This is a genomic window from Methylophaga sp. OBS4 (assembly GCF_026319305.1).
GTDB lineage: Bacteria > Pseudomonadota > Gammaproteobacteria > Nitrosococcales > Methylophagaceae > Methylophaga.
The window spans coordinates 68,169-85,248 of sequence record NZ_JAPDMV010000003.1 but is presented as its reverse complement, the minus strand read 5'-3'; the positions used below and the strand labels follow the sequence as shown (position 1 = coordinate 85,248).

15 protein-coding genes are annotated in these 17,080 nt (G+C 50.3%); 6 read left to right on the top strand and 9 right to left on the bottom strand.

All coding sequences use genetic code 11. The annotated features are described in order from the left end of the window. Positions 1 to 151: 151 nt before the first annotated feature. From OMP95_RS01465 to OMP95_RS01445, 5 genes are all read right to left on the bottom strand, one after another. A complete protein-coding gene (locus OMP95_RS01465) occupies positions 152 to 1,009 on the bottom strand; it encodes a pyruvate, water dikinase regulatory protein (protein WP_266325176.1) in 858 nt (285 codons plus the stop codon). A gap of 28 nt (positions 1,010 to 1,037) precedes the next feature. Continuing rightward, complete coding sequence (locus tag OMP95_RS01460) at positions 1,038 to 2,675, bottom strand: acyl-CoA synthetase (RefSeq protein ID WP_266325174.1); 1,638 nt, start codon at positions 2,673 to 2,675, stop codon at positions 1,038 to 1,040. Continuing rightward, positions 2,672 to 3,829 carry an HpcH/HpaI aldolase/citrate lyase family protein gene (locus OMP95_RS01455; RefSeq protein WP_266325172.1) on the bottom strand — a complete coding sequence of 386 codons (1,158 nt, stop codon included), beginning with the start codon at positions 3,827 to 3,829 and terminating at the stop codon, positions 2,672 to 2,674. The genes OMP95_RS01460 and OMP95_RS01455 overlap by 4 nt, the downstream gene beginning before the upstream one ends. 83 nt (positions 3,830 to 3,912) lie before the next feature. Next, a complete protein-coding gene (locus OMP95_RS01450; RefSeq protein WP_266325170.1) occupies positions 3,913 to 5,157 on the bottom strand; it encodes a malic enzyme-like NAD(P)-binding protein in 1,245 nt (414 codons plus the stop codon). A gap of 3 nt (positions 5,158 to 5,160) precedes the next feature. Then, complete coding sequence (locus tag OMP95_RS01445) at positions 5,161 to 5,895, bottom strand: GntR family transcriptional regulator (RefSeq protein ID WP_266325168.1); 735 nt, start codon at positions 5,893 to 5,895, stop codon at positions 5,161 to 5,163. 314 nt (positions 5,896 to 6,209) lie between these two features. Between OMP95_RS01445 and OMP95_RS01440 the strand changes: the two genes are divergently transcribed. The 6 genes from OMP95_RS01440 to OMP95_RS01415 all read left to right on the top strand — a co-directional run bounded on the left by OMP95_RS01440 (position 6,210) and on the right by OMP95_RS01415 (position 12,771). Then, positions 6,210 to 7,091, top strand: a complete 882-nt coding sequence (locus OMP95_RS01440) for an HpcH/HpaI aldolase/citrate lyase family protein (RefSeq protein ID WP_266325166.1) — start codon at positions 6,210 to 6,212, stop codon at positions 7,089 to 7,091. Beyond that, positions 7,084 to 8,160, top strand: a complete 1,077-nt coding sequence (locus tag OMP95_RS01435; protein ID WP_266325164.1) for a MaoC family dehydratase — start codon at positions 7,084 to 7,086, stop codon at positions 8,158 to 8,160. Before OMP95_RS01440 ends, OMP95_RS01435 begins: the two co-directional genes overlap by 8 nt. 17 nt (positions 8,161 to 8,177) lie before the next feature. Next, positions 8,178 to 9,167 carry an HpcH/HpaI aldolase/citrate lyase family protein gene (locus tag OMP95_RS01430; protein ID WP_266325162.1) on the top strand — a complete coding sequence of 330 codons (990 nt, stop codon included), beginning with the start codon at positions 8,178 to 8,180 and terminating at the stop codon, positions 9,165 to 9,167. A gap of 11 nt (positions 9,168 to 9,178) precedes the next feature. After that, on the top strand, positions 9,179 to 10,069 hold the full coding sequence (prpB, locus tag OMP95_RS01425) for a methylisocitrate lyase (RefSeq protein ID WP_266325160.1): 891 nt from the start codon (positions 9,179 to 9,181) through the stop codon (positions 10,067 to 10,069). 67 nt (positions 10,070 to 10,136) lie between these two features. Further along, positions 10,137 to 11,279 carry a 2-methylcitrate synthase gene (gene prpC, locus OMP95_RS01420; RefSeq protein ID WP_266325158.1) on the top strand — a complete coding sequence of 381 codons (1,143 nt, stop codon included), beginning with the start codon at positions 10,137 to 10,139 and terminating at the stop codon, positions 11,277 to 11,279. 31 nt (positions 11,280 to 11,310) lie between these two features. Further along, complete coding sequence (locus OMP95_RS01415; RefSeq protein ID WP_266325156.1) at positions 11,311 to 12,771, top strand: bifunctional 2-methylcitrate dehydratase/aconitate hydratase; 1,461 nt, start codon at positions 11,311 to 11,313, stop codon at positions 12,769 to 12,771. Positions 12,772 to 12,887: 116 nt separating this feature from the next. On the opposite strand, the gene OMP95_RS01410 is transcribed toward OMP95_RS01415, so the two are convergent. Genes OMP95_RS01410 through pheS form a run of 4 tightly spaced genes read right to left on the bottom strand, consistent with a single transcriptional unit; the run spans position 12,888 to position 16,993 of the window. Further along, positions 12,888 to 13,247 carry a MerR family transcriptional regulator gene (locus OMP95_RS01410; protein ID WP_266325154.1) on the bottom strand — a complete coding sequence of 120 codons (360 nt, stop codon included), beginning with the start codon at positions 13,245 to 13,247 and terminating at the stop codon, positions 12,888 to 12,890. Then, a complete protein-coding gene (ihfA, locus tag OMP95_RS01405) occupies positions 13,231 to 13,527 on the bottom strand; it encodes an integration host factor subunit alpha (RefSeq protein WP_266325152.1) in 297 nt (98 codons plus the stop codon). Before ihfA ends, OMP95_RS01410 begins: the two co-directional genes overlap by 17 nt. A gap of 37 nt (positions 13,528 to 13,564) precedes the next feature. Next, a complete protein-coding gene (gene pheT, locus OMP95_RS01400) occupies positions 13,565 to 15,940 on the bottom strand; it encodes a phenylalanine--tRNA ligase subunit beta (protein ID WP_266325150.1) in 2,376 nt (791 codons plus the stop codon). A 15-nt stretch (positions 15,941 to 15,955) separates the two neighbouring features. Beyond that, positions 15,956 to 16,993, bottom strand: a complete 1,038-nt coding sequence (gene pheS, locus OMP95_RS01395; protein WP_266325148.1) for a phenylalanine--tRNA ligase subunit alpha — start codon at positions 16,991 to 16,993, stop codon at positions 15,956 to 15,958. Positions 16,994 to 17,080 lie beyond the last annotated feature (87 nt).

Genomic DNA, 17,080 nt, shown 5'->3' with positions numbered 1-17,080 from the left:
TTATAAATGACTCACGAAAGGCATGGCCAACACGGAAAATATTTTATCCGCAGATTTCGCCGATTAACGCAGATTAAAAACAAGCCTTTATCTTTATTAAAATCTGCGTTAATCGGCGAAATCTGCGGATATACCATACATCTCGGCAGCATCAAACCATACCGCTTCTTTCGCGGCCAACGCCCAGCGTTTTGACGACCTGACCCGCGATTTCTTCTATAGAGGTATTGGTGGTATCAAAAATCGGTACCGCACTTTTCTCAAACAAAGCCCGTGCTTTTTCCAGTTCGTGCTGACAAACCTGTAATGACGCATAATCGCTGTCGGGACGCCGCTTGTGCCGGATCCGGCTCAACGGCACGGCCTTGATCGTAAGCCCAACCAGCTTGTGCTGCTGCTCCAGCAAAAATGCCGGCAGGGTTTCCGCCTCCAGATCTTCGCCGGTCAAGGGATAATTGCTGACCTTGAGCGAAAAGTTCATGGCCAGATACAGGCTGGTCGGGGTTTTGCCACAACGTGAAACGCCGACCAGAATAACGTCTGCTTCCTGGTATTGATCCGGCAACAACCCATCATCATGAGTCAAGGAATAGTCAATGGCATCGAGCCGCCTCAAGTAACCTTCATCGCCGAATACGGTGCGTGACAAGCCCTGCCTGTGGGCCGACTCCATTTCAAAACAGTTTTCCAGCGGCCCGACAAAAGTATGAAACAGATTGATAACACAGGCCTGACTGCTCTCGATAATATATTGCTCGTTGTCATCGACCAAAGTGCTGAATACCACCGGTTTCAGCGATGATTTCAGGCTCACTTCATTGATTTGCTCACGGGCTTGCAGGGCTTTTTCAGTGGTATCGACAAAGGCCAGTGTCACGGTCACAAATTCCAGATCCGGAAACTGGGCCAGCAAACTCTTACCGTAAGTTTCTGCGGTCAAACCGGTCCGATCCGATACAAAAAACACATTGCGGACCTGTGTGTTCTGCTGTGGTTCACTTCGTTTCATAAACAGGCCATTTGCCAAAGACTCTAGATCATGTGCCAGATCTTGCTATCGCAATATCAGGGCTGACTTCCCGCCGCAGGATTTTGCCGTTTTTGGTGCGGGGAAACTCTTTAGCGATATAGACAATCTTAGGGGCTTTGTATGCTGCCAGATGCTGCTTGCCAAATGCCTGTAATTCGTCGGCTGTCACCTGCTGATGCTCCTGCAAAATGACATAGGTCACCACCAGAATCTTGTCTTTATCAATTTCTTCGCCCACTGCCGCACAGTCACTCACCGCCGGATGAGACTTGAATACCCGCTCGATTTCATAGGGTGAGACCCGGTAACCAAAACTCTTGATAATGTCGTCCTTACGCCCCAGAAACCAAAGATAACCGTCTTTATCATAACGGGCATAATCACCGGTGAAAAACCAGCCATCATGTTTCAGTTTGGCCGTTTCTTCCGGCAGGTTCCAGTATTCCAGAAACAGGCCCGGATCATTTTCCGGCACGCAAATCATACCCTCTTCACCGACAGCTACCGGCTTTAGCGTTTCCGGGTCCAGCAGTTGGATATCATGGCCCGGTTGCGGGAAACCCGCCGAGCCGGGACGAATCGGACGTGACTTGGTTTCGCACAGATAGTAGGAAAACTCCGACATACCGACCGCTTCGTAAATATCAATGGCAAAGCGTTCACGCCACAGTTGCAGCACTTCGTCAGACAAATGCTCACCCGCACTCATACAGTGACGCAGGCTGGGCACATCTGTTTTGCTGAAATCAGTTTTTTGCAGAATTTGCCGGTAAATGGTGGGCACCCCGATAAAAATGCTTGCCTCATGTTTGGCAATCAGTCTGGGCCACAGCGTAGCATCGTTTTTACCTTCATGCACAATCACGGTTTTGCCCAGGTAAAGCGGATCCATCAGGCCTGAACCCAGCACATAGGTCCAGTTGAACTTGCCCGAATGCAGAATACGGTCCTGTTTGCTCTCGGAAAAGTCAAACCAGTAGGTGGAAGCCGGGGTACGCCCTATCATGGCGCGATGGGCATGCAACACCCCCTTGGGATAACCGGTGGTGCCGGAGGTGTAAACCAGATAAGCCGGATCATCGGCGGCCGTCTGTTTCGGTGGCTGCCAGGTCTCGATCTGTTGCAGGCTGTCAGTCAGATCCAGCACTTTCATGCCTGGCACATCATCCTCCTCAACCTGGCCGGGACCGGAAAGCAGCACCAGTTTTAGTTGCGGGCAATCAGCTACATGATCTTTCAGCTTGCTCCACATCGCTTTATCAGTGACCAGCACTTTGGCAGCAGAATCCCGCGCCAGATAAAGCACTTCTTCCACCGTGAGCAATGTTGAAGTCGGTACTGAAATCGCCCCCAGCTTCATTGCACCCAAAAAGGCAATCGGATAATCCAGACAATTGGGCAGACGGATCAGCACCCTTTCGCCGGATTCAATGTCTTCGTTTCTCAGAACCTGGGCAAACTGGTTGGTTCGCCTGGATAGTTGTGCAAAGCTAATTTCATCCGTGCCCAGTTCATCATCTTCGACAATCATCGCGATGGATTTACCCACCAGCGTACCGAGGTGCCTGTCTGTACAGGCCACACCAATATTAAAATGACTGGGCACCTGCCAGTGCCAATGCGGGAAAGGCGGTAAATTTCTCATAAAATGGCTCCATAAGGCCAGTTTTCACGGATAACCTGTGTAGGCATCAATTGCAGCACTTGCATGGCAAAACTGCGGTCTTCTTCGTTAAGTGCGTGCAGCGCATTGGCACGTAACAAGGTTTGCAGCGCCTTACCGAACATAGGCGGATCCAGCATTTCGCCATCAAATCGAATCGCACCGCCCAGCAGGGCATCGGCTTCTATCGCCGCTTTCAGGATGCTGATCTTCTGATTAATATCGGTAGGTGAAGGTGTGTAGGCAACTTTGCATAAATGGATATGGCCGGGGTGAATCACCTGTTTTCCGGTCAAACCCAGGGCAGACTCTTCACAGGCATGTTTGTATACAATGCGTGACTCTTCCTCACCGTGCAGATCCAGCCAGCGGCGCACATCATTGGGCTCGAGAAACTTGTCCGGCATGCTGGAAGAACCGATCAGCGTTTCTACCCCGCCGATTACCCCTTTACCGGCAATCCGCGCCTCAAACATAATCTGATACAGAAAATGTTTCAGCTCTTCAGTCCAATGCTCCGGCGTGATGTGTATGCCCATGGCTTTGGAGAAATCATGGATCCCGAATACCACGTGTTTGACCGTCGAATACTGCATCAGATCCGGCGCAATCTTCAAAGATTTCGGATGCTCGATAATCGGCTGAATCGTAATTTTGTTATTGATGCTCACCAGCAGGTTGGACAGATCCCGCACTTCCGGCGCCCCGTAAGCTTCGCCGGCCTTAGCCAGCATCACCACATCGATACAATCGCCCATCTCCCGCACCAGTTGCATATCCTTTTCGTATTCATGGGTACGGAAAGGATTGACTCTGATCGCGATAGTGACGTCTTTGTTGTGTTGGCGCAGACCGGGCAATTCCTGGCGCAGCAGGGTCCGGCTCATGGTTTTCTGACGGCAGCCATCCTCGAGATCGAAGATCAACGTGTGGGCATTAGTCTGGTAAGCATGTTTTTTCATGCGCTGTGACGCCGCTTCCAGATCTTCATAGATCCCCGACTGCGGCGAATATTTCACCGGCGGATAATAAAGCTGTATCCCCGGCCAAAAATCTCCCAGTACACTTGAATTAAACACCCGGCAGAAATCCACATCTGCATACGGTTCAGCATACTGGTTGTTGCGATGGTCCATGATTCTTCCCCTCTTTTTATGCTCTGGATGGCTACCATCCATTTCCGCAACACAGTTCAGCGTTATGCGGATAGCCTCCCCTTCTAGGCAAGTTCGACGCGCTGATTTTTTCTCTCTTCAATACTGGCGGCGGCAACCGCCTCGGAGACATACTTGAGCAGTCTCGGATCAAAGGGTTTGGGAATAATGTAATCTTTGCCGAAAGACATTTCTTCAACGTCATAAGCTTCCAGCACCGACTCAGGCACAGGTTCTCTGGCTAACTCCGCTAAGGCATGGGCAGCGGCAATCTGCATATTTTGTGTGATTTGCGGCGCCTTGGCATCCAGCGCCCCGCGGAACAGATAAGGGAAACACAATGCGTTATTCACCTGATTGGGAAAGTCGGAACGCCCGGTTGCCATCACCAAATCATCACGAACTGCATAAGCCAGCGACGGCAGAATTTCCGGATCAGGATTTGCCAGGGCAAACACCACCGGGTTTACCGCCATTTTTTTCAACAACTCCGGCGCCAAAGCATTAGCCGCTGACACGCCGATAAACACATCAGCATCCTGCATGGCATCAGCCAGGGTCCGGTCATCCGTATCTCTGAGTAAATCCTGCATATCCTCGCTGACATCCTCCCGTTCCGTGTGTAAGACACCGGTTTTATTCACCAGGGTAATATCCTGCGCGCCCATGGCTTTCAACAGTCTTGCTGTTGCCATACCGGCGGCGCCGGCGCCGAGAAAGACGATTTTTGACTGCGCCAGTTGTTTGTCCTGTAATGCCAGCGCATTGATAAGCCCGGCACAAATCACCACTGCGGTACCGTGCTGATCATCATGAAAAACGGGAATATTCAATCGCTCACGCAGTTCACGCTCGATACGGAAACAATGTGGTGCGGCAATATCCTCAAGGTTAATACCGCCAAAAGTGGGCGCGATATTGACCACGGTTTCGATAAAACTTTCAACGCTGGGCGCAGTGACTTCGATATCAAAAACGTCGATATCTGCAAAACGTTTGAACAATACGGCTTTGCCTTCCATCACCGGCTTACTGGCCAGTGAACCGACGTTGCCCAGACCCAGTACAGCCGTGCCATCGGTGATGACGGCAACCAGGTTGCCTTTATTGGTGTATCGGTATGCCGTATCAGGATCCTGATGAATCGCTCTGACCGGTTCCGCAACACCGGGCGTGTAAGTCAGTGACAACTCGGCTGCAGTTGCACAGGGTTTGCTGGATTCGACACTGAGTTTGCCCGGACGCGGGAACTCATGGTAATCAAGTGCTTGTTGCTGGAAAGTCGGCTGCTGGGATTGGCTATCGTTCACGGTTTACTCCAGTTCGTTCATATAGTGATGATCATCAGTCACACACAGTCCCACTCGCCATTCCATCGGTTTATCTTCGTAGGTATAAGCAACACGCTCAATGCGAAGTAAAGGAAACCCTGCTTTGATGTTCAGTAATTGCGCCTGTTCGTCGTCGGCTGCAACAGCGGTCAATTTTTCTTCGGCCCGTACCATCGGCACACCGTATAAAGTCTCGTACATGCTGTACAAAGAGCCGTTATGTTCATTAATTTTGCTGCCGTTCAAACCACGAAAGGCTTTCGATTGCACGATGATGTAATCGATAATCACCGGCCGTTTGGAAAAGGTCAGCAGGCGTTTGATTTCGATCACCGACGTGCCTTTTTTCAGGCCGGTCAGCTTGGCAATCTCGGCTGTCGCTTTCAGCCGTTTACATTCGATAAGTTCGTTTTCCAGCAATTCTTTGCTGCCATCGGCCGAGGTCAGTCGCAAAAAGCGTAATTTGCTTTGTTCTTCTTTATGGGTCGCCACAAACGTGCCTTTACCCTGGCGTCTGACCAGAATATTTTCCATCGCCAGTGCATCAATCGCTTTGCGAACCGTGCCCTGACTCACGTTGAAACGGGCTGCCAGCTCCATTTCACTGGGAATACTTTCGCCGGGTTTCCACTCACCGGCTATCAGGCTCTGGGTCAGAAACACCTTGATTTGCTCATAAAGCGGTTTAAAAACGGGTGCTGTTATCGGGTTACTCATTTTCCTTCCTAAATTTCATTCAGCTTCTAGCCTAACAAATTCAGTCTTATATAAGATACAAAAACCAAAAAACTATTTCTCTGCTGAAATACCACATCCATTTATACTCAAACTACGCATCGTAAACTTCCCTATAACACTCTCCATAAGCCGATAGACAATGTGATTATTAATTTATCGCAGATAAAAATAATTGTCTAGTGTTTTATATCTTATATAAGACATAAGATAAATGTTGACACTTTAAAAGTGACTGACATAGAATCAATATCAAGGTCAGGTTCAACACGCTGACGATAAATATGAGGAGCCGTATGAATAATTATTTCCGGCCACGCCGTTCCATGCTGTATGTGCCTGGTTGCAACCAGCATTACCTGGAAAAAGCGCGCAGTTTGCAGGTTGACTCGATCATTCTGGATCTCGGAGCGCCGATTTTGCTCTCCGCCAAGGAAACATCCCGGGATAATGTTGTCGCAGCGCTTAAACAGGGCGGCTACGGTCAGCGTGAAGTTGTCGTACGGGTTAACGATCTGGATTCTGAATGGGGTTATGACGATGTACGTGCGGTTGCCGGACTCGGTGCTGACGCCATTTTGTTTTCTAATATCGAAAACCATGATGATGTGATGAATGCCATTTCAGCTCTGGATGAAAGTGGCGCTCACGACACACCAATCATGGTCATGATAGAAAGTCCGCTTGCTGTATTACATGCCGAAGAAATCGCCAAAGCGTCCGACCGTATCGCCTGCATGGTGCTGGCCACCTCGGACTTAATCTCTGATTTGCATGCCAGAACAACACTGGAAAGGACGGCCATTCGCACCAGCCTGTCATGGGTGGTATTAGCGGCGCGTGCTTATGGTAGAGCCGTGATTGATGGTATAAACAGTGATCTGAAAGATATGCAGGCTTTTGAATTTGCCTGCCGCATCGGGCGTGATATGGGCTTTGACGGCAAATCGTTAGTCCACCCTTTCCAGTTGCCTTATGCCAATGATGCCTACACGCCTAAACCGGTGGAAGTGGAAAGCGCTAAAGAAATTATTGCAGCCCTAAGTGCGGCTAATGCCGCCGGACGCGGGACGGTTCTGGTTAACGGCAAACTGGTGGAACATCACCATGTCACCGCCGCTAAACGGTTTCTCAATCTGAGTGAAATGATCACGCAACTGGAGCTGGACAATGACTGATCAGCATATCAACCACGGACGATTTTTTGAAGATTTCACGCTGGGTGAAGAAATTCTGCATGCCACACCCCGCACTATCACCGATGGCGATGCGGCTTTATATATTGCTTTGACTGGCTCACGCCATATTATTCACTGCGCACAGCCGGTGGCGCACTCTTTGGGTTTTGCCGATAAAACTATCGATGATCTGATGACCTTCCATATTGCCTTTGGCAAGAGCGTGCCGGATATTTCCGTCAATGCCGTCGCCAATCTGGGGTATGCCGAGGTTACCTTCAGCCAGCCTGTTTATGCCGGCGATACGCTCACCACCAAAACCACGGTGATAGGTCTCAAGGAAAACGCCAGCAAAAAAACCGGCATCGTTTATGTCCGTTCAGTGTCGTTGAACCAGAATAATAAAGAAGTGTTGTCCTGGGTACGCTGGGTCATGGTGCATAAACGTGATAGCCAGGCACCGGCGCCGCAGGAAGTTATTCCGGCGCTGGCCAGTGTAGTCGCAGTGGCAGACCTGACCATTCCGGCAGAGTTGGATGCCAGGGACTTTGACACCACAACTACCGGTTCAGATCGCTTGTGGGACGACTATGTCGAAGGTCAACGTATCAATCATCCTGCCGGTATGACGGTAGACGACAGCGATCACACGCTGGCAACCAAACTGTATCAGAACAATGCCAAACTGCACTTCGATGATTTGGCGATGAAACAAACCAGATTCGGCAGACGCTTGATGTATGGCGGCCATGTTATTTCGGTCTGCCGTGCCTTGAGTTATGACGGGCTGGAAAATGCCATTTCCATTGCCGCTATCAATGCCGGCACTCATGCCAACCCCAGTTTCGGCGGCGACACTTTTTACTGCTGGAGCGAAGTGCTGGAAAAATGGCCCATCCCCGGCCGCCAGGACATTGGTGCGCTGCGTCTGCGTATGGTCGGCATCAAGAACCAGACAGCCGAGAGTCTGGAATCCAGCCATATAACGTCGCCAGCTAAACAGGAATATCACCCTAATGTTGTCCTTGATCTGGACTACACCGTGTTAATGCCGCGCAAGACAAATTGATAATTTAAGGATTCAAAATGACCAGCCAGACTCACCCGAGCGAAGCTCTGTTTGACGATGAACAAGCCTTTCCGATTATTCCCAGCTGTGAGCATTTTGCCGGCAGCGAAAAACTTATCCTGAAAGCCTTATCGCTGCAGGATACACTGGGGCCGATTTTTGATATCACCTGTGATTGTGAAGATGGCGCAGCAGCCGGGGCCGAGCGCGAACATGCAGAAATGATTGTTCGTGTACTCGATTCACAAGCCAATAAACACAAAATGGCCGGTGCCCGTATTCATGACTATACCCATTATGCGTGGCGTCAGGATGTCGATATCCTGGTCGCAGGGCTGGGCAACATCATCAGCTATATCACCATTCCGAAAGTGACCAAAGCAGCGCAGGCAGCCAAAATGATTGCCTATATTCAGCAGGTGGCCAGAGATAACGGGATCAGCCGTGAAATCCCTGTCCATGTGCTGATAGAAACTCATGGCGCGCTGCGTGATGTTTTTGAAATTGCTGCCCTGCCCTGGTTACAGGTGCTCGATTTCGGCCTGATGGATTTTGTCAGTGGTCATCATGGCGCTATCGCCGCCTCTGCCATGCGTAGTCCGGGACAGTTTGAGCACCGCCTGCTGGCACGGGCCAAAACCGAAGTTGTCGCGGCAGCTCTGGCTAACGGCGTGGTCCCCGCCCATAACGTCACGCTGGATCTGAAAAACACTGAAATCACCTACGCCGATGCTTATCGGGCCCGCCATGAATTCGGTTTTATGCGGATGTGGAGTATCTATCCGACCCAGATCACAGCCATTGTTGATGCAATGAAACCTGACTATAGCGAAGTGCTTGATGCGGCTAATATCCTGTTGGCGGCGCAACAAGCAGATTGGGGACCGTTACAGTACGAAGGCGAATTACACGATCGTGCTACCTACCGTTATTTCTGGGAATTGTTACAAACAGCCAAAAAAACCGGCGTGGCATTGCCTGAAAAAGCGGAACAGGCATTTTTTTAGAAGGAACCCCCATGAGCAAACTATTATCCGCCGGCGCGCGTTTTCGTCAGGCAGTGAAAGAAGAGCAGCCGTTGCAGGTTATCGGCGCCATTAATGCCTATCATGCCCGTTTGGCTGACCGGGTGGGGTACAAAGCTCTTTATGTTTCAGGGGGTGGCGTGGCAGCCGGATCACTCGGTGTGCCCGATCTGGGGATTACTACCCTGTCGGATGTGCTCACTGATGTGGAACGCATTACCAATGTGACCGACCTGCCGGTGCTGGTTGATATTGATACCGGCTTCGGTGGTGCCTTTAATATCGCCCGCAGCATTAAATCCATGATCAAAGCCGGCGCCGGTGCCGTGCATATCGAAGATCAGATACAAAACAAACGCTGTGGGCACCGTCCTAATAAGGCGATTGTCAGCCAGGCTGAAATGGTCGATCGCGTTAAAGCCGCCGTTGATGCCAAAACTGATGATGATTTTGTGATCATGGCACGTACCGATGCTTTGGCGGTTGAAGGTTTGCAGTCCGCGATAGATCGGGCCTGTGCCTGTGTGGAAGCCGGGGCGGACATGATCTTCCCGGAAGCCATGACGGAATTATCCATGTACCGGCAGTTTGCCGAAGCAGTGCAGGTGCCGGTACTAGCCAATATTACCGAGTTCGGCAGTACGCCTTTGTTCACCGTTGCCGAACTGGCGGCACATAATGTCAGCTTGGTGTTGTATCCCCTGTCCGCCTTCCGCGCCATGAATCAGGCGGCGTTGAATGTTTATCAGTCAGTGCGTGAACACGGCACGCAAAAACAAGTGATTGATTTGATGCAAACACGTGAAGAACTCTATGACTATCTTGATTACCACGCGTTTGAGACCAAGCTGGATCAATTGTTCAACGACGAAAAAAGCAGCTAACAACAATAAGTCATAACAGCCGCTCAAAGCTATTGAATAACAGTAAAGAACTGTTCAGGAGAGAACCATGAGTGAAGTTCAAAAAAAGAAAAAAGGGGTGGCGCTGGCAGGCGTCGCCGCCGGTACCACCGCTATTTGTACTGTCGGCCACAGTGGTAATGATCTACATTATCGCGGCTATGACATCCTGGAACTGGCTGCTAAAGCCACATTTGAAGAAGTGGCGTATTTGCTCATTCATGAGCATCTGCCCAATCAGGCGGAACTGGCCGCCTATCACGCCAAACTGAAGACACTGCGCCATATTCCCGATGCACTCAAGGTAGTGCTGGAACAACTGCCCGCCAGTGCCCATCCGATGGATGTGATGCGAACCGCCTGCTCGATGCTGGGCACTTTAGAAACTGAAAACACCGATCATTCAGCCGCGGGGGCGCGTGATATCGCCGATCGCATGATTGCCTGTTTTGGTTCCATTCTGCTCTATTGGCACCACTTCAGCTTGAACGGTAAACGTATCGAACTGGAAACCGATGACAATTCCATTGCGGCCCATTTTCTGCATCTGTTACACGGTAAACCACCCTCATCCCTGCACACGGCGGCGATGAATGAATCGCTGGTGTTGTATGCGGAACATGAGTTCAATGCTTCAACCTTCACCGCGCGTGTGATTGCCGGCACGTTGGCAGATATCTATTCAGCCATCACCGGCGCTATCGGCGCCTTGAGCGGCCCCAAACACGGCGGCGCCAATGAAGCTGCGATGGAAATCATTCAACGTTATCAGACACCGGATGAAGCCGAAATGGACATCATGCGGCGGATGGCAAACAAGGAAATCATTATCGGCTTCGGCCACCCGGTTTACACCATTTCCGATCCGCGTAATGTCGCCATTAAGGAAGTCGCACGCAGGTTGTGCGAAGACGGCGGCAATATGAACCTGTTCAATATTTCCGAACGCATTGAACAAGTGATGTGGCGCGAGAAAAAAATGTTTCCCAACCTCGACTGGTACAGTGCGTCCAGCTATCACATGATGGGTATCCCGACCAGTTTCTTTACGCCTGTTTTTGTCATCTCGCGCATTACCGGCTGGGCTGCCCATGTTATCGAACAGCGGATCGACAACAAGATCATTCGTCCCAATGCCGAATATAACGGACCGGAAAATCGGCCGTTTGTCCCCATTAATGAACGAGCCTGACCCTCGTTATTTCAGTTTCAAAGGAAAATTTATGTCGTCTGCTATCTCTGATGTGCGCCCGAATCCCGATCAGGTACTGGTTGATATTGCTGATTATGTGGCTGATTATCTGGTCACCAGCAAAGAAGCGCTGGATACCGCGCGTTACTGTTTGATGGATACGCTGGGCTGTGGTCTGGAAGCCCTCTCCTATCCTGCTTGTACCAAATTGCTGGGTCCGGTTGTACCCGGTACCGTGGTGCCGAATGGCAGTAAGATCCCCGGCACCCAGTTTCAGCTGGATCCGATTCTGGCTGCATTCAATATTGGCGCCATGGTGCGCTGGCTGGACTTTAACGATACTTGGCTCGCCGCCGAATGGGGCCACCCTTCTGACAATCTGGGCGGCATTCTGGCCACCACTGACTGGTTATCACGCAACCGCCGGTCAGACAAACACCCGGCTATCACCATGCATGATGTATTAATCGCAATGATCAAAGCCCATGAAATACAAGGCGTCTTGGCGTTGGAAAACAGCTTTAACCGGGTCGGACTCGATCATGTTGTACTGGTCAAAGTCGCCTCCACTGCGGTTGTTACCGGCCTGCTCGGCGGCAGCAGGGAAGATATTATCAACGCAGTCTCTAATGCCTGGATTGATGGACAAAGCCTGCGTACCTATCGCCACAGCCCCAACACCGGTTCACGTAAATCCTGGGCGGCCGGCGATGCCACCAGTCGTGCTGTTCGTCTCGCATTAATGACGATGAAGGGAGAAATGGGATATCCCACGGCGCTGACTGCCAAAACATGGGGGTTCTATGATGTTTTATTCAAGGGCCGCCCCTTTACCTTCCAGCGCCAATACAGCAGTTATGTCATGGAGAATGTATTGTTCAAAATCTCCTTTCCTGCCGAATTCCATGCCCAAACAGCAGTGGAGTGTGCGATTCAGCTGCATCCACAGGTTGGAGACCGGCTGGATACGCTGGAAAAAATCGCCCGGATCGACAAAATCACCATTACTACCCACGAATCGGCTATTCGAATTATCGACAAGCAGGGCCCGCTGGCCAACCCGGCAGATCGCGATCACTGCATCCAGTATATGACGGCGGTAGGCTTGCTCAAGGGCAATCTGACAGCCGCCGATTATGAAGATAATGTAGCCGCCGATCCGCGCATTGATGCCTTACGCGATAAAATGCAGTGTGTGGAAAATCCAGCATACACCGAGGATTATCTCGATCCGGAAAAACGCTCGATTGCCAATGCGGTGCAGATCTTTTTCAAAGATGGCTCTCAGTCGGACAATATCAGTGTTGAATACCCGATTGGTCATCGCCGCCGCCGTAAAGAAGGCATTCCCGAGTTGGTCAAGAAATTCAAAATCAACCTTGCCCGCCGTTTCCCGGCCAGACAACAGGAAGCCATAGTCAATATCTGTATGGATGAGGCGCGGTTATCAGAAATGCCGGTACATGAGTTTGTGGACTTGTTTGTTATCTGAGCTGATAACGTTTTGAAATTCAGTCCGGAAGATACAGATAGAAATTCGGCCTGGATATAAAAAAACCCACAGCACATAGCAATGCTGCGGGTTTTTTATTGTCTCGGAACGCTTCTTTAATTAAGCAAAGTACGTAAATCTTCCAGTTCTTTCAGCAATTCACGTACCAGTTCTTTTTGATCGGCACTGGTGGTCGGGGTTGCTTTGTTTTCAGCACCCAGCTGCTGGCGCGCACCACCAATAGTGAAACCCTGTTCATACAGCAAACCACGGATTTCACGAATCAATACCACATCATGGCGTTGATAATAGCGTCGGTTACCGCGACGCTTGACCGGTTTAAGTTGAGAAAATTCCTGTTCCCAGTAACGCAATACGTGGGGTTTTACGCCACATAATTCACTGACTTCACCAATAGTGAAATAACGTTTGCCCGGGATCGGGGGCAATTCATTGTTGTTACTCGCTTCCAACATAACCGTCCACCCTCGCTTTCAGTTTTTGTCCGGGACGGAACGTCACCACCCGTCGTGCGGTGATGGGAATTTCCTCGCCGGTTTTAGGGTTACGTCCAGGCCGCTCGCTTTTATCTCTGAGTTCAAAATTGCCAAATCCGGACAGCTTTACCTGTTCGCCTTTTTCTAATGCAGTACGGATTTCTTCGAAAAACATTTCTACCAGCTCTTTAGCTTCACGTTTGTTAAAGCCTAGTTCATCGTAAAGTTGTTCCGTCATGTCGGCCTTAGTCAGTGCCATGTGTACCTCTATGAATTCTTATTTTATTATTAACAGCTTATGATCTTATAGCCGCACCAACATTCTGCTCTAACGTCACGATCACAGTTTGCATAAGTGCATCCACTTCTTCATCAGTCAATGTGCGCTCGCCATGCTGGAGATGAAAAGCAACGGCAAGACTCTTCTTGCCAAGCTCGACTCCTTCTCCAGTATAGACGTCAAACAGTTGAATTGACTTAAGAATATCAGAATCAATCCCTTGCAGGCAATGCTCAATTTGTCCTGCTGTGACCGACTCATCGACCAGCAAAGCCAAATCACGGCGAATCGCAGGAAAGCGGGATAATGCCTCAAATTCGGGCACCTGAGCCTGCAACACAGCGGAAAGATTTAATTCAAAAACATACACCTTACCATTGATATCTAAGGGTTTGTTAAGTTTTGGATGTAAAGCGCCGAGCCAGCCAATTGCTTGCCCGCCCTTGTAAACGCGCGCAGATTGCCCCGGGTGTAAGGCTGAATGCTGCTCTGCCTTAAAGTTGATCTCACCACCGCCTACACTGAGTAAGGCCTCAACATCAGCTTTGATATCAAAGAAATCCACTTCACGTTGTGGCTGAGACCATTGTTCCGGATAACGATTGCCGTAGATCAGACCGCCAATCTGACGATGCTGTTCAATATGGTTCAAGTCGCCTTTGAATACCCTGCCCACCTCAAATAAACGTACGCGTTCGTGTTGACGGTTAGCATTGTAGACCAGCGCCTGAACCAGTCCCGGCCACAAAGAAGTGCGCATCACAGATAAATCGGCTGAAATCGGATTAGCCAGTTTGATAGGCGCCAAATCATTTTCGGCCAGCAACTGTTGGGGTTTGGGATCAACAAAACTATAAGTGATAGCCTCAAAATAACCGCGGTCTACCAACAAGGTTTGCAGGCGTTCAGTATCGGTGGTGTGCTCAGAAATCTGTGAGGTCAGCACGGTGCCCTGCGGCCGGGTTTGTGGCAGTTTGTCATAACCATAAAGCCGGCCCAGTTCTTCGATCAAATCAACTTCAATTGCTAAATCAAAGCGGAAGCTGGGCACTTTCACCTGCCAGCCATCAGCCACTTTATCCAGCATCAAACCCAGACGGGTAAGTTGCTCGGTGACTTGTTGTGCATCCAGTTCAAGACCCAACACTCTTTTGATTCTGTCAGCACGCAGGTGAATGGTCGCCGATTTCGGCAGATCAGCTGCACTGGTTTTTTCTGTGACCGGACCGGCTTTGCCACCAACAATGTCCAATAACAGCGCGGTTGCCCGTTGCATCGCCAGTATCGTCAGTTCCGGATCAACTCCCCGCTCGAAACGGTGGGAAGAATCCGTGTGTAAACCATAAGCACGTGCTTTACCGGCAATCGCTTCCGGGCTGAAAAAAGCGGCTTCCAGGAACAGGTTCTGGGTACCGCTGGTCACACCGGAACCTTCGCCGCCCATAATGCCGGCCAATGCCAGCGGTCCGCTATCATCAGTGATCAATAAGGTATCAGCTTGAGTTTCAATCTCCTGTCCATCAAGCAGGCTTAATTTTTCGCCAGCTTTGGCCAGTCGAACAGTAATAGCACCGCTAAGTTTATCCAGATCAAAGGCATGCATCGGCTGCCCCAATTCCAGCATCACATAGTTGGTGACATCAACAACCGGCCCCAGACTGCGCAAGCCGCTACGGCGCAGTCTTTCCTGCATCCACAGTGGTGTTTCAGCTTGCGGTTTGATGTTTTCAATCACCCGGCCGAGATAGCGCGGACAGGCTTGGGGCGCTGCTACATTGACCGTAAATTGTCTGTCTACTGCTGCCGGCACCTCGGCGCAGTCGACATGAGCCACATCTTCAGACGTCAAGACACCCACTTCACGGGCGATACCGGCCACGCCAAGACAATCACTACGGTTAGGCGTCAAATCAATATCAATCGATTTATCATCCAGATCCAGATATTGACGAAAATCCTGCCCAACCGGCGCATCATCAGCGAGTTCCATCAGGCCGTCAGCCGATTCAGCCAAACCGAGTTCTTTGGACGAACACAACATACCAAACGAGGGGACGCCGCGTAATTTGGCTTGTTTAATCTTGAAATTGCCCGGTAAAACCGCACCGATCACCGCAACCGGGATTTTCAGCCCTTCACGTACATTAGCGGCGCCACAGACAATGTCCAGTAATTCATCAGCGGCTACATCGACCTGGCAGAGGCGTAATTTATCGGCATCGGGATGTGGCACCACGGATTTGACCTGCCCGACCAGCACACCACTGAATTCACCGGCAACCGGTTCAACGGCATCCACTTCCAGACCGGCCTGAGTCAGTTTTTCCACTAAGGCTGTGGTGTCCAGTTCAGGATTGACCCATTCGCGTAACCATTTTTCACTAAACTTCATTACTTTTCCCGCCGATTAACTGAACTGTTTGAGGAAACGCAGATCATTGTCAAAAAACAAACGCAGATCATTGACGCCATAACGCAGCATCGCCATACGTTCCACCCCCAGACCAAAAGCAAAGCCGAGATATTTTTCACTGTCTATATTGACGTGTTTGAAGACGTTCGGATGTACCATGCCGCAACCGAGAATTTCAATCCAGCCGGTTTGACCACACACCCGGCAACCTTCACCGCCACAAATCACACATTCAATATCAGCTTCCGCTGATGGTTCGGTGAACGGGAAATAAGAAGGACGAAAACGCACTTTCAGCGGTTTCTCAAAGAAGGCTTGCAGAAAGTCGGACAGAACCCCTTTCAGATCAGTAAAACTGATATTTTCATCCACCATCAGACCTTCCACTTGATGGAACATCGGAGTATGGGTCAGATCTGAATCACAGCGATAGACACGGCCTGGCGCAATCAGTCGCAATGGTGGCGGCTGTTCTTCCATCACCCGGATTTGAACGGGCGAAGTGTGCGTGCGCAGTAATTTATCGGCATCAAAATAAAAGGTGTCATGCATAGCACGCGCCGGATGATGCTCAGGAATATTCAGCGCGGTGAAGTTATGATGACAGTCTTCAATCTCAGGCCCTTCAGCCACATCAAAACCGATGTTCTGGAAGTAGCGTTCAATACGTTGCAATGTTCGCGTCACCGGATGCAGGCCACCGACGTCACTGTTGCGGCCCGGCAAGGTCACATCGACTGTTTCAGCAGCTAATGCTGCTTGCATCGCAGCATCCGCCAAGGTTTTAGTCCGTTGCTCGACCAACCCCGTCACTTCCTGCTTGGCAAGATTCACCGACTTGCCGATAACCGGGCGTTCTGCCACGCCTACATTACCCAGTTGTTTCAGATAGGCGGTGATTTTACCTTTCTTACCCAGATATTCCACGCGTACGGCATCGAGCGCTCTATTATCCTGAGCATTGGCTACAGCTTGTGTGGCTGCCGCTACGATTTCATCCAAAGCCTGTAACTGTGACTCCAGTTCAGCCATATTACCCCCATCTGAGGAAACATCATCAGAAACAAAAAAGGGCCGTTTTGGCGGCCCTCTTCTAACTTATTAACAGCACTAAGGCTA